Source organism: Thalassospira sp. MCCC 1A01428 (assembly GCF_002115825.1).
Classification (GTDB): Bacteria; Pseudomonadota; Alphaproteobacteria; order Rhodospirillales; family Thalassospiraceae; genus Thalassospira.
On the sequence record NZ_JFJZ01000001.1, the window covers coordinates 79,068 to 92,077 of the forward strand.

Annotated in this window: 15 protein-coding genes; 3 read left to right on the forward strand and 12 right to left on the reverse strand. The window is 54.0% G+C overall.

Going from position 1 to position 13,010, the window contains the following annotated elements; all coding sequences use genetic code 11:
* Window positions 1-66: 66 nt before the first annotated feature.
* The 3 genes from lysA to argH are packed head-to-tail and all read right to left on the reverse strand — an operon-like array spanning window position 67 to window position 2,899.
* Window positions 67-1,332: a diaminopimelate decarboxylase gene (gene lysA / locus THS27_RS00370; RefSeq protein ID WP_085587032.1), complete on the reverse strand. Its 1,266-nt coding sequence runs from the start codon at window positions 1,330-1,332 to the stop codon at window positions 67-69.
* Window positions 1,329-1,487, reverse strand: coding sequence for a hypothetical protein (locus tag THS27_RS26825; protein ID WP_168184786.1), 159 nt, complete (start codon window positions 1,485-1,487; stop codon window positions 1,329-1,331). Before THS27_RS26825 ends, lysA begins: the two co-directional genes overlap by 4 nt.
* Complete coding sequence (gene argH, locus THS27_RS00375; protein WP_085587033.1) at window positions 1,484-2,899, reverse strand: argininosuccinate lyase; 1,416 nt, start codon at window positions 2,897-2,899, stop codon at window positions 1,484-1,486. Before argH ends, THS27_RS26825 begins: the two co-directional genes overlap by 4 nt.
* Window positions 2,900-2,932: 33 nt before the next feature.
* On the opposite strand from argH, the gene THS27_RS00380 reads away from it, so the two are divergent.
* Window positions 2,933-3,487, forward strand: coding sequence for a TlpA disulfide reductase family protein (locus tag THS27_RS00380; RefSeq protein ID WP_085587034.1), 555 nt, complete (start codon window positions 2,933-2,935; stop codon window positions 3,485-3,487).
* Window positions 3,488-3,645: 158 nt separating this feature from the next.
* Here the strand turns inward: THS27_RS00380 and THS27_RS00385 are convergent, their stop codons facing one another.
* On the reverse strand, window positions 3,646-4,434 hold the full coding sequence (locus THS27_RS00385; protein WP_085587035.1) for an SDR family oxidoreductase: 789 nt from the start codon (window positions 4,432-4,434) through the stop codon (window positions 3,646-3,648).
* A gap of 99 nt (window positions 4,435-4,533) precedes the next feature.
* Here THS27_RS00385 and THS27_RS00390 point away from each other — a divergent pair, with 99 nt between their 5' ends.
* A complete protein-coding gene (locus THS27_RS00390; protein WP_085587036.1) occupies window positions 4,534-5,157 on the forward strand; it encodes a TetR/AcrR family transcriptional regulator in 624 nt (207 codons plus the stop codon).
* A 44-nt stretch (window positions 5,158-5,201) separates the two neighbouring features.
* On the opposite strand, the gene xylB is transcribed toward THS27_RS00390, so the two are convergent.
* From xylB to THS27_RS00435, 8 genes are all read right to left on the reverse strand, one after another.
* Window positions 5,202-6,668 carry a xylulokinase gene (gene xylB / locus THS27_RS00395; protein WP_085587037.1) on the reverse strand — a complete coding sequence of 489 codons (1,467 nt, stop codon included), beginning with the start codon at window positions 6,666-6,668 and terminating at the stop codon, window positions 5,202-5,204.
* Between the two features lie 164 nt (window positions 6,669-6,832).
* The gene (locus THS27_RS00400) at window positions 6,833-7,720 is read right to left on the reverse strand and encodes a 3-hydroxybutyryl-CoA dehydrogenase (RefSeq protein ID WP_085587038.1); all 888 of its coding nucleotides are present in this window, start codon (window positions 7,718-7,720) and stop codon (window positions 6,833-6,835) included.
* 36 nt (window positions 7,721-7,756) lie between these two features.
* Entirely contained in the window at window positions 7,757-8,692 is a 936-nt protein-coding gene (locus THS27_RS00405; RefSeq protein WP_085587039.1) for an electron transfer flavoprotein subunit alpha/FixB family protein, read from the reverse strand.
* Between the two features lie 15 nt (window positions 8,693-8,707).
* Entirely contained in the window at window positions 8,708-9,457 is a 750-nt protein-coding gene (locus tag THS27_RS00410) for an electron transfer flavoprotein subunit beta/FixA family protein (RefSeq protein WP_085587040.1), read from the reverse strand.
* A gap of 255 nt (window positions 9,458-9,712) precedes the next feature.
* Window positions 9,713-10,315, reverse strand: a complete 603-nt coding sequence (locus THS27_RS00420; RefSeq protein WP_085587042.1) for a cob(I)yrinic acid a,c-diamide adenosyltransferase — start codon at window positions 10,313-10,315, stop codon at window positions 9,713-9,715.
* A 93-nt stretch (window positions 10,316-10,408) separates the two neighbouring features.
* Window positions 10,409-10,606: a twin transmembrane helix small protein gene (locus THS27_RS00425; RefSeq protein ID WP_085587043.1), complete on the reverse strand. Its 198-nt coding sequence runs from the start codon at window positions 10,604-10,606 to the stop codon at window positions 10,409-10,411.
* 336 nt (window positions 10,607-10,942) lie between these two features.
* Complete coding sequence (locus tag THS27_RS00430) at window positions 10,943-11,509, reverse strand: EndoU domain-containing protein (RefSeq protein ID WP_168184789.1); 567 nt, start codon at window positions 11,507-11,509, stop codon at window positions 10,943-10,945.
* 85 nt (window positions 11,510-11,594) lie between these two features.
* Window positions 11,595-12,227, reverse strand: coding sequence for a hypothetical protein (locus THS27_RS00435; protein WP_085587045.1), 633 nt, complete (start codon window positions 12,225-12,227; stop codon window positions 11,595-11,597).
* A 155-nt stretch (window positions 12,228-12,382) separates the two neighbouring features.
* On the opposite strand from THS27_RS00435, the gene THS27_RS00440 reads away from it, so the two are divergent.
* A complete protein-coding gene (locus THS27_RS00440; RefSeq protein WP_085587046.1) occupies window positions 12,383-12,829 on the forward strand; it encodes a hypothetical protein in 447 nt (148 codons plus the stop codon).
* The last annotated feature ends 181 nt before the right edge of the window (window positions 12,830-13,010 follow it).

The window sequence follows — 13,010 nt, forward strand, 5'->3', positions numbered from 1 at the left end:
GCGCGCGACCCTGTTCGATATTGGCCCAAGGGCCGTTTTGGGGCAACTCCCCGCAATGCGGTGAAATTAATCCAGCCAGCCCGGAATTTTGTCCAGTCCGATCAATTCATCAATGGACTGGCGTTCGCGGATAACGGCGAATTTATCGCCGCTAACCAGAACTTCGGGGGTCAGCGCACGGGTGTTATAGGTCGACGACATGACCGCGCCATATGCCCCGGCCGAACAGATCGCAACAAGATCCCCCGGTTGCAGGTTATCGGGCAGTTTGCGGTCTTTGCCAAAGGTATCGCCGGTTTCGCAAATCGGGCCAACCACGTCCATCAACGCCATTTTGTCATCATCGCCTGCTTCATTAACGGCAATGATTTCGTGATAGGCGTTATACAATGTCGGACGGATCAAATCGTTCATGGCGGCATCAAGTATGGCAAAGCGTTTGGCTTCGCCGTCTTTGATATACATGACGCGCGAAACAAGGATACCGGCATTGCCCACAATCAAACGGCCCGGTTCCAGGGTGATGTGGCAACCAAGGTGCCCCACCGTTTCACGCACCATCTGGCCATAGGCCTCGGGCAGGGGCGGTGTTTCGCCCTGATAGGCAATGCCAAGCCCGCCGCCAAGGTCGAGGTTTTTAATATCGATACCATATGTCCGCAATTCCTCGACCATGCCAGCCAGGCGGGTGAAGGCCTCGCGGAACGGGGTCAGGTCGGTCAATTGCGAACCGATATGCATGGCAATACCGGTAATTTCGATACCATCCATTTTGGCGGCATCGCGGTAAACCTCAATCGCGCGGGTCCAGTCGATGCCGAATTTGTTTTCGGCCTTGCCCGTGGCGATTTTTTCGTGGGTTTTGGCATCGACATGCGGGTTGATGCGCAATGCAATGCGGGCCTTTTTGCCCATATCCAGGGCAACGCGGTTCAGTTCGATCAGTTCAGGGATCGATTCGACATTGATTTGCGCAATGTCGGCATCCAGTGCTTCGCGCATTTCGGCATCGGCCTTGCCCACGCCCGAAAAAATAACCTTTGACGGAGCGACGCCCGCGCGAAGGGCACGGCGCATTTCCCCCACCGAAACCACGTCGGCCCCGGCCCCCAATTTGGCAAGGGTCCTGATCACGGCCTGGTTTGAATTGGCCTTCAGTGCATAACAAACCGTGGCATCCAGCCCGTCAAACGCGCTGGCATACACCTTGTAATGGCGTTCCAGGGTTGCGGTGGAATAGCAATAAAACGGGGTGCCGACCTGGTCGGCCAGTTCCGGTATCGAAACGCCTTCGGCGTTCAGAACACCATCAACATACTCAAAATGGTTCATTGGCTGGGATAGCTCCGCGGGTAATCTTTGCCAGCATCTGTTGGCGGTACAGGCGGGCCTTTTTTGCCACAGGCGGCAACGGCCAGGCCCATGGTCACTGCCAGCGCCAAGATCAGCGCACGCGTGCCATGGCGGGTTATCGTGTGATTTTTCATTTCAAAAACCTTTCCTTTGCCGCGGCAACGGATTCGCGAACACGTTCCGGGGCCGTGCCACCAAAACTTTTGCGGGCGGCAACCGATGCTTCCACGGTCAACACATCAAAAACCGCGCTGGTGATTTTCGGCTCGATTTTCTGCAGTTCTTCCAGCGGCAACTGGTCCAGGTCGCAGCCCATGGTTTCGGCCAGTTTCACAGTTGCCCCAACGACATGGTGTGCATCGCGGAACGGCATGCCCAGTTCGGTCACCAGCCAGTCGGCAAGGTCGGTTGCGGTGATGTAACCGGCCCCGGCAGCCTTGCGCATGTTATCGGCAAAGACCTTCATATCGGCGACCATGCCGGTCATGGCCGCAACGCACAGGCCCAAATGGTCATGGGCAAAGAAAACCGGTTCCTTGTCTTCCTGCATGTCCTTGGAATAGGCCAGCGGCAGGCCTTTCATCGACAGCATCAGCGAATTATAGCAGCCCACAATCCGGCCAATTTTCGAACGGATCAGCTCGGCGGCATCGGGGTTGCGTTTTTGCGGCATGATCGATGAACCGGTCGAAAATTTATCGGACATGCCAACAAATTTGAACTGGGCCGAACACCAGATCACCATTTCCTCGGCCAGGCGCGACAGATGCATGGCGGTAATGGAGGCCACATTGAGATATTCCAGCGCAAAATCACGGTCCGACACGGCATCGAGCGAATTGGCTGCCGGGCGGTCAAACCCCATCGTTTCCGATGTCAGGTGCCGGTCAATCGGGTAGGGCGTACCGGCAAGGGCGGCAGAGCCCAGCGGGTTTTCGTTCATTCGAACCTTGCAGTCGGCAACGCGAGAGCGGTCGCGGCCAAACATTTCAACATAGGCCAGCATATGGTGGCCAAATGTTACCGGCTGGGCCGCCTGCAAATGGGTAAAGCCCGGCATCACGGTATCGATGTTTTTTTCTGCCTGACCAATCAGGGCTTCCTGCAACCCGGCAAGGCCTGCTTCAAGGTCATTCAAGGCAACGTCACGCACCCACAGTTTGAAATCGGTGGCAACCTGGTCATTTCGCGACCGGCCGGTATGCAGGCGGCCTGCTGCCGGGCCGATCAGGTCGCGCAGGCGGCTTTCGACATTCATGTGAATATCTTCAAGGGCGGTCGAAAACACGAAATGGCCGCTCTCGATTTCTTGAAGAATGCGGTCTAGACCTTCGATGATTTTCTCGCCATCCTCAGCCGGAATAATGTTTTGTTTGACCAACATGGCACAATGGGCCTTTGATCCCTGAATGTCCTGGGCATACAGGCGTTTATCAAACCCGATCGAGGCATTGATTTCTTCCATGATTGCGGAAGGGCCTGCTTCAAAGCGACCGCCCCACAAGGCGTTGGCGTTTTTCGGGTTGGCAGAAGTCTGGTCGGTCATGTTGTTTTCGCTTTGGTCTGAAAGGTGTGTGTTGTGAAGGCGCTGCTTCAATATATAAAACTTGGCGTGATTGTCGCCATATCCGCCATTTATGCAAGCCCTGCCTTTGCCAATGTGGCTGTCCCTGATCAACTTTCCAAACTTGATACCGCAACACATGCCGGGCCACTGCCCGATAAAACCGAATTTAGCGACGAAAACGGCAATATCCATGACCTGAAAGGGTTCAAGGGCACGGTGATGCTGGTCAATTTATGGGCGACATGGTGTGCGCCGTGCGTGCGCGAAATGCCTGATCTGAACGATCTGGCCGATAAAATGGCCGATAAACCGTTTCGCGTGATTGCGATTAGCCAGGATCGCGGCGGTGCCAAGGATGTGCAGGCGTTTTTCGACGAAAACGATATTCATAACCTTGATGTTGCCCTTGACCCCAAAGGCGCGCTTGCACGCTCGTTCAAGGTGCGCGGCCTGCCAACCAGCATTCTGATCGGTAAAGATGGCAATGTGATTGGCTATGTCGAAGGGGTGGCACCGTGGGCCGATCCGGCGATTATCAAGTATTTCACCGATCTGACAAACGACTGATTGGCGCTCGGTATCGCGTGCCTGTTGCGCGCGGGCCAATGAACCGGCCGGATCTGGTTTATCTGTGAATTGCAAGCACCGGCCCCTTGTTGCCCGCCATGTGTAATGGCAGGCAATACAGGACCGGTGCTGGTTTTTATCAAAGGGCAGGGATGGGTTTACGCCTGATAACGTGGTGCGGCTTGCCCGTTAAGCAAATGCGGCAGCATTGCCTTGCGGGCATCTTCCAGGGTCAGCCATAAATTTTCGTCGTGCAGGGGGGGAATGGTGATGGTTTCGCCTTTGTCAAAACCGGCAAGGGCGGCATCAACCAGTTCGTTCACCTCCATCACGCCATCAAGGTCGTTAACATTGCGGCCTGAACGTTCCCATATTTCGGTACGGGTGGCGGCGGGCAACACGGCCTGAACATGCACACCGGTTGCAGCCAGTTCAATATTCATTGCGTGCGACAGGGCGATAACAAAGGATTTGGTTGCCCCGTAATAGCCCAGCGGTAATTCCGGGGCCAGCCCGACGACGGACGCGATATTGATAATTGCCCCGGCTTTGTTTTCAACAAAACGCGGAATAACGGCAGCACTAAGCTGGCTTAAGGCTGTTACATTTAACGTAATCAGGTTGCGGATTTCTAAAGACGTCGCATCCGTGAAACCGCCATGGGCCGCCATACCGGCATTGTTCACCAGAATGCCAAGATTGGGCAGGCTGGCAAGCTGGTCTTCAACTTTTGCAAGGTCCGCAGCATCGGTCAAATCGGCAACAAGAATATCGACCTTTACACCGGTTTCGACCCGCAGGCGTTCTGCCAGGGCATTAAGGCGTTGTTCGTTGCGGGCAATAATCAGCAAATCATGGCCACGGTTGGCAAAACGGTCGGCATAGGTGGCACCGATGCCGGTGGACGCACCGGTAATGGCAACCGTACTTTTATTTGACTGCGACATAGGAAATTCTCCGGATTTTTGCAGGGCATCGCCCTTGCCTGTTCATGTATATTTCCTTATGATGATGACTAACATTATTAGAGTCAACAGGAGGTTTTCATGAAGCTGTCGCAAAGCCAGGTAGACGCCAATCGTCGCCGTATTCTGGCCGCCGCAGCCTGCCTGTTTCGACAGCATGGTATTTCCGGGGTTTCGGTAAATGATGTGATGAAGGCCGCCGGAATGACTCATGGCGGGTTTTATAACCATTTCAAATCAAAGGATGATCTGGTGCAGGCCTCCCTGGGAGTGCCAAATGACCTGTTGGTCGATGACGGCATTTCAGCACAGGATTTTTCAGATTTGTATCTCAGCCGCCGGCATCGCGACCATGTTGATCACTCTTGCGTGTTCTCGTCACTTGGTACGGAACTGGTGCGCGGCAATGAAGGTTTGCGGCGCGATTTAACCCACAATTTGCATCATTTTGTTGGGCAAATGGCCCGGCCAAAATCCGGCGGGGAAAATATTCAGCCCGGAATTGATGGTAACGTGGATGCTGATGCAGCCGATGACCGTGAGGTGGCGATTGCCAATGTTGCCACCCTGATCGGCTCGGTCATTATGGCCCGCATCGCCGATGATCCGCAATTTTCTGACGAGATACTGGCCGCTGGCCGCAAGCGGCTTGGCCTGGCACCGCTTGATAATGCCAAAACCGGGATCACCCCGTCGTCTGTCTGACCGGGGCTGGATGTTTATGCTTTGATACTGATCAGCCTCAGTTTCTAGTGATCCTGAAATTCGTTGGCCAGCGCATCATACAGGCGGCGAAACTTGGCCATGCGGGGCAGGTATTGTTCGTGTCGGTGCGCATCGGGTTTTAAAACATTTTCGATGACGGGGGGCGTGCAAACATCCTCGATGGTGCCATCCTTCGCTGCCAGGCGTGCCAGCCTTGCTGCGCCAAATGCCGGGCCTTTGGCCCCGCCCTGATAGCGTGCCAGCGGGGTGCCCATGATATCGGCTATCATTTGTGTCCAGTAAAGGCTGCGTGCGCCGCCGCCAATGACGCCGGGTAATTCGCAATGTGTTCCAGCGGCATGCAGGCACGATTGCGCATCGGCCAGGGCAAAGGCTACGCCCTCCAGCACCGCCTGCACCATATGTTCGCGGGTGGTGTTGGTGCCCAGGCCAAAAAACACCCCGCGTGCATAGGGGTTGTTATGCGGTGTACGTTCGCCACTCAGATAGGGCAAAAACATCAGATCAGACGGTTTTTTATGTTGTGCCTCGGTTCGTGCCAACAGGTCTGAAATGTTGGTTTCGCCCAGCATTTTTGCCACCCACGCCAGGCAACTGGCCCCGTTGAGCAAAACGGCCATTTGAAACCAGCGATCGGGCACCGCATGGGCAAAGCTGTGCAGCAGCAGTTCCGGTTTCGGGCGATAGCGATCAGATGCGACAAAAAGTTGTGATGACGTGCCAAGCGAAATAAAACCCGCCCCGTGGGTAACGGCCCCGGCCCCCATGCCCCCGGTGGCGGCATCGCCGCCGCCACCCGCAATGACAACATTTTTAGTCATGCCCCAGCGCGCGGCCAAATCGGGGCGCAGCGTGCCTGTGGCATCGCTTCCTTCAAAGAGCGGCGGTAGTTGATCGGCGTTAAGGCCGGTGGCGGCAATGGCATCGGGGTTCCAGGCGCGTGCTTCCTCGTCTAACCATAATGTCCCGGCGGCATCAGACATTTCAGTCGCCTTTTCGCCGCACAAATGCAGGCGGATATAATCCTTGGGCAGCATGATGGTGCGAATCGCCTCAAACACATCGGGTTCGTGTTTGCGCAGCCACATGATTTTGGGTGCCGTCATACCGGGCATGGCGACCACACCGGCGCGCAGGGCAAGGCCGGGAAGCGCGGATTCGAGGTCGTCGCATTCGGCCTTGGCGCGGCCGTCATTCCATAAAATGGCCGGGCGTAGCGGGGTGTCGTCCTCGCCCAGCACCACGGCGCCATGCATTTGCCCTGAAAGCCCAATGGCACGGACCTGCGATAATGCCCGGGCATTGTTTGCCATGATCAGGTCAATTGCCTGCAGGGTGGCTTCCCACCAGTCGGCCGGGTTTTGTTCGCTCCAATACGGGTGAGGATTGCTAAGCGACAGGGCAATGTCGGCTTCGGCGACAATTGCCGATGTGTCATCCATCAGCAGGGCTTTTACCGCTGATGTGCCAACATCAATTCCCATAAACATCGCAACGCCTCCCGTTAATTTTATTACCTACAGGAGTACAAATTCAGGCGATAAGATCAACTGATTTGATTGCGAATTTTTTGTGTTTGCGACGAAAGGTTGCCGAAATACAAAAAAAGCCACCACCCGAAGGTGATGGCTTGAAAATTGATTTGGCAACCGGTTTAGCGGGTTGGTACCGGTTCATCGCCCGAATAGTCGTAAAAGCCGCGGCCAACCTTGCGGCCAAGCCAGCCGGCTTCGACATATTTGACCAGAAGCGGGCACGGACGATATTTGGTATCGGCCAGGCCATCATGCAGAACATGCATGATCGACAGGCAGGTATCGAGACCAATAAAGTCGGCCAGTTGCAGCGGGCCCATCGGGTGATTGGCACCTAACCGCAGGGCGGTATCGATCGACTGCACATTGCCCACACCCTCATACAGGGTATAGACCGCTTCGTTGATCATGGGCAGCAAGATGCGATTGACGATAAAGGCCGGGAAATCTTCGGCGCTTGCCGTGTCCTTGCCCAGTTTTTTCGTCAATTCATGAATGGTGCGATAGGTTGTCTCATCGGTGGCGATGCCACGGATCAGTTCAACCAGTTTCATTAACGGCACCGGGTTCATGAAATGCATGCCCATGAACTTTGACGGCCGGTCGGTGTAGGATGCCAGGCGCGTCACCGAAATGGACGAGGTGTTGGTCGCAATAATGGCTTCTTCACCCAGAACCGGGCACAACGATTTGAAGATCTGCTTTTTGACTTCTTCGTTTTCCGTCGCCGCTTCGATGACAAGATTGCAGTCAGACAAAAACGTATATTCTACCCCGGTGGTAATCCGGGACAACGCTTCGTCTTTCTCTGCTTGCGAAATCATCTCTTTTTTAAGCTGGCGGTCCAGGTTCTTGCCAATCTGAACCAGCGCCTTTTCAAGTGCCTGTTCCGATACGTCAAGAAGACGGACGTCATAACCGGCCAGTGCGATCACGTGGGCAATTCCGTTGCCCATCTGACCGGCACCAATGACGCCGATTGTTTTGATATCATCCAATGAAGCCATGTTTCCCCACTTAATCCCTATCCAAAAAGGATCTGACTATTTGTCGAGTTCACTCGCCAATGCGGGAAGGGCCTCGAACAGGTCCGCAACAAGTCCGTAATCGGCAACCGAAAAGATCGGTGCGTCTTCGTCCTTGTTGATCGCAACAATGACCTTACTGTCCTTCATGCCGGCAAGGTGCTGAATAGCACCTGAAATGCCTACCGCAATGTATAGCTGCGGTGCAACAACTTTGCCAGTCTGACCCACCTGCCAGTCGTTCGGGGCGTACCCTGCATCAACTGCTGCGCGTGATGCGCCAATGGCGGCACCCAGTTTGTCGGCAATCGGTTCGATCAGGTGGAAGTTTTCCCCCGACCCCATGCCGCGCCCGCCAGAGATCACAACCGACGCTGCCGCCAGTTCCGGGCGTTCCGACTCGGTCAATTCCTGTCCGACAAAGCTGGATTTACCAAAATCCGATGCCGTCGCAACGGTTTCAACACTGGCCGATCCACCTTCAGCTGCAACCGGGTCAAAACCCGTGGTCCGCACTGTAATTATTTTCAGGTTGTCGGAAGACTGAACAGTTGCCAAGGCGTTCCCGGCATAAATCGGGCGCACAAAGGTATCGGCACTTTCAACATCAACGATGTCGGAAATTTGCGCGACATCCTTTAGGGCCGCAACGCGGGGCATAAAGTTTTTGCCCGTGGTCGAGGATGCAGCCAGGATGTGGCTGTAATCGCCCGCAAGTTCAATCACCAGACCGGCCAGGTTTTCAGCCAGTGCATGGCCGTAAACGGCATTGTCAGCCAGCAAAACCCTGGCAACGCCATCGGCTTTGGCGGCGGCATCGGCAACGGCGGCACAGTTTTCACCGGCAACCAGTACGGTAATGTCACCGCCAATCTTTTTGGCAGCGGCGATGGTGCAAAGGGTTGCGCCCTTTAATTCGGTATTGTCGTGTTCGGCAATAACTAGAATGCTCATATGACCTGCCCCTGCTTAAATTACTTTGGCTTCGTTACGAAGTTTGTCGACCAGTTCGGCGACATCCGCAACCTTGATGCCCGCCTTGCGTGATGCCGGTTCGGTCACTTTCAGGGTTTTCAGGCGCGGTGCGGTATCGACCCCAAGGTCGGCAGGCGACAGGGTATCAAGCGGCTTTTTCTTGGCCTTCATGATATTGGGAAGCGATGCATAGCGCGGTTCGTTCAGGCGCAAATCGGTGGTCACAATCGCCGGAAGGTCCAGCTTGATGGTCTCAAGGCCGCCATCAACTTCACGGGTGACATCCATTTTGCCATCGGCAATTACGACCTTGGATGCAAACGTACCCTGCGGCCAGCCCAGCAATGCCGCCAGCATCTGACCGGTCTGGTTGGCGTCATCGTCAATCGCCTGTTTACCCAGAATAACCAGATCGGGGGCTTCTTTTGCCACCACTTCCTTTAGCAGCTTGGCAACCGCCAGCGGCTGCAATTCATCGTCGCTTTCTACCAGAATGGCGCGATCTGCACCCATGGCAAGGGCCGTGCGCAGGGTTTCCTGCGATTGTTTCACCCCAAGGGATACAGCGACCACTTCGGTGGCACTGCCGGCTTCCTTCAGGCGGACGGCTTCTTCAACGGCAATTTCGTCAAACGGGTTCATGGACATCTTGACGTTGTTTAATTCAACGCCGGACTGGTCCTGTTTGACTCGGATCTTGACGTTGTAATCCACAACGCGCTTAACGGCGACAAGAACCTTCATGACAGACCTGTTCGTTTTTGTTGTCTAACCAATGGATGCATCACCCTTTTAACGGCTTGATACACCCGGTGTTACTGTTTTCCCTGCGATGCACAATAATCGGCACATGCAGGCTTGTCAATTTACGTAAAGAGGTTAACGTTAACGACAACTTCTTTACTGAAAATTTGACCCCGGCAACCGGAATAACCGGGATCAAAAACAATATTTTCAGGAAGGCTGGCAATCTGAATTACGCCTTTCTGAAACCTAATTCTATTTTGTATCGTCTTTGGCGGCATCGCGGGTCAGGCCCGGTTGCCATAAAATATCGTCCTTGCCGCCATTATTGGCATGGCGCGACAGCACAAACATATGGTCCGACAGGCGGTTGATATAACGTATGGCCTGCGGGTTGATGTTTTCCTGTGCGGCCAGTTCAACCATTTGCCGTTCGGCGCGGCGCGAAACGGTGCGCGCAACGTGCAACTGGGCGGCCAACGCTGTGCCACCGGGCAGGATAAAGGATTTTAGCGGGTTAAGATCGGCATTGATGGCGTCAATTTCGTTTTCCAGCCGGGTTACCTGGCTTTCGACTATGCGCAAGGCCGGATAGTCGCCTGTGTCATCGGTGCCATCGCCCGGCGTGCATAAATCTGCCCCCAGATCAAACAGATCATTTTGAATACGCGCCAGCATGGCATCAATCCCGGGCGCATCGGCGCTGTGCAGCCGGGCAACACCGATGACGGCATTTGTTTCATCCACCGTGCCATAGGCTTCAACGCGAATGTCGCTTTTGGCAACCCGTTTGCCGTTGCCAAGGGCGGTTTTGCCCTTGTCGCCTGATTTGGTGTAAATGCGTGTCAGCTGAACCATGTTTTGCGTGTTCGTTTCCTGTTTGATGACCGAATGGCCCGGTATTATCCGAATTGGCGTTGATCCGGGCTGGCGTTCGCTGTGGGGGCTAATCTAGTGGTGACCCATCGCCATGACAGATAAAATCAACAGCAACAAAATCGCGCCTGCCTGCGCAATAATGCGCCATTGCATCAGTTTGTTGGATGTCCGCGCACTTTTGCCCCGGGCCATCGTAATAATGCCCAGCACCAGAATGATGCCTACCGCCGCCATCGCCAGCAAAACACCGATTTGCAAAAACGCAGCCATTTATCGTCTCCGTTAGAACCCGCCCGATATGTAATCTGGCACCAGGTTTCAGCAAGGCACCAGACTGGCTCACAGGCATTTGAGAACCCGATTGTGAACCGCCCTGATCGCATCGGCAAGGATCAGGGGCCGGTATGCTGCGTCAATCTGCCCGTCAGGGCAAGTTTTGCTGTAACGAAGTTGAAAAAAATCCGTTTTTCCCTGTCAACCATCATAAAATCCGGCGGTAAAACATCACAAACAGCAAAAGGAAGCCCGCGCAAATGGCGCAGACTTCCGTTGTTTTTATTTGCTCGTGTTTGTCCGGGCGGGGTTTGAGTGTTTTGGCGGGCTGGTTTAAAGGCGAGGATAGGCGGTGTTGACATACCACCCGGTGGGATTGGCATATAACCAGAACAGCCTGATTTCAAATTGCCGGTTTTGGGTTGTCAGGCAGGTGGGGCCAGACATGTTATTGTGCCGGGCGGCGTGCGCGATGGCATCAAGCACATTGTTCATCGTGCAATGGTCGGGAAACATGGTTGATCTGGCTTTGTTAAGCTGATCGATACCGTCGCTGACCAGAAAATTGTTTAATTCGTATATTCCGTTGGTGTGCCATTGTCCGTGATCCGGGTGTGATATGACCAGCGCACTGCTATAGGCATCGAATTTAACCGTATCCGGTGTTTCGCCATCTGGTTGCGAGTGAAAACCAACAGCCCCGTAACGGCCAATTTCACCACAAAAAACATGACGTTGATTAATGTCGATGTGATCGACGGTCGCAAGGCGCGTTAAAGTTGTGCAGTTAATGCGGGCCGATGCCGGGCGCGCAAACGCCATTGTCATGGTTAAAAACATTGCCATTGCGAAAATGATGGGCGGGGAGAGCCACCTGAAGGTGCAAAATTTGTTTTGCACGGCTGTTTTCCTTTTTTCTGCCATACGGGGGCAAGGGAGGCTGCCCCCGTATGGCGCAAAGGCCGGGCCGGGTTAGGGACGACGATTATTGATGGAACAGGCCGCTTTTGCCGTCATAGGTCATGGCGATTTCGTTGACCCCGCCACCGAATTTGGCCACCGACTGTTTACCGGTAACATCGGTGATGATGGTCGAGCTTTCGAAATGCCCTTCAAGCCAGATATAGACGTGGGTGTAAGGGGTAACCTGGATCTGCTGGGTGGCCAGAACCGAATTGGCCGAAATCGGCTTGCGTTCTTCGATTTTCTGGTTGACCTGTGCTGTCTGCGACAGACCAAAGGTCAGGCAGGGGTATTTGCCATAGGACATGTCGTTCTGTGCGGCAAAGGTGCCCGATGCCACATCTGCACTTTTAACCGGCTGCCCAAAGGTCGCACTATCGCCAAAGGTGTAAATGGAGCCGGTCATTGACGGGCCAGGCTGAACTTCGGACAACTTGGTGATTTTTTCGCCGTTGGTGCCCGTCGATGCGGTCGAAGCATAAAGCCAGTATTCTTCCGACCACTGAATGGAATTGCTTTCAAACGGGTCAAAAGCCACCCAGATCACGCTGACGGACGAATTGCCCACCGGTTTTGCCAGGGCGATTTTCTGCTGCGCACCATTGATGATGTTCAGGTCCGTGGGGTCAACATTAAGGGTGAGGGTATAATCCATTTTGTTCTCCTGAAATTTTGTTGTGACTGAGCTTTCTGCTCGCCGTTAGGAGTACGTTAAAAGTATTACGCGCATAACGGGTATGATTCCACTGATATTAAACCTTAAATCACCACAAGGTAAGACAGATGGAAACTGTAACCAGGGGCAGAACTATGGAACGTCAAATTTTTAAAGGGTTCCCGATCTATGATCACGAAGCCTTCGCGACACTGGAACATTTGTTTGAAGAAAACCGTGGATTAATAATGGCTTCACTGCCATGGCTGGTCGCTGAACTGATCGAGGATTTTGGCTTTCGCGAGGCACTTGAGTTTGTGTATTGCCACGGGGGACGTAAAATTTATCTGCGTAATGATCGCGCTGATCTGGCCCGCAAAATGGATTTAAATATCTCGCAAAAGTTGCATGAGCGTATTTTAAACCTGTCAAGCAGCAGTGGATATGTGGAAATACCTTCCCCGTGGGGCGTGTCTGAATCCATTCGTCGGGCGCTGATTATGGGTGACTACAGCAAGGGTATGAACCGCGAGGAAATCCGCCAGACCTATGGGCTGTCGAGCCGGGCGCTGACCAATATTTTCAGTGTAAATAGAAACTAGTCTGCAATCAGTGGTCGTTGCAACGGGTTGTGTGCCCCTGTTCTGTGCGGTTGTTAAGCCCCGGGGCAGGGGTATTTTTTATGGCATTGTGCTGGGTGCTTTTCATTTTGGATCGAACCGATTACCAAGGCAGTCAGATCACTGTCCTGATGGCCAGTTTCGGATCACATTTTGCAAAATG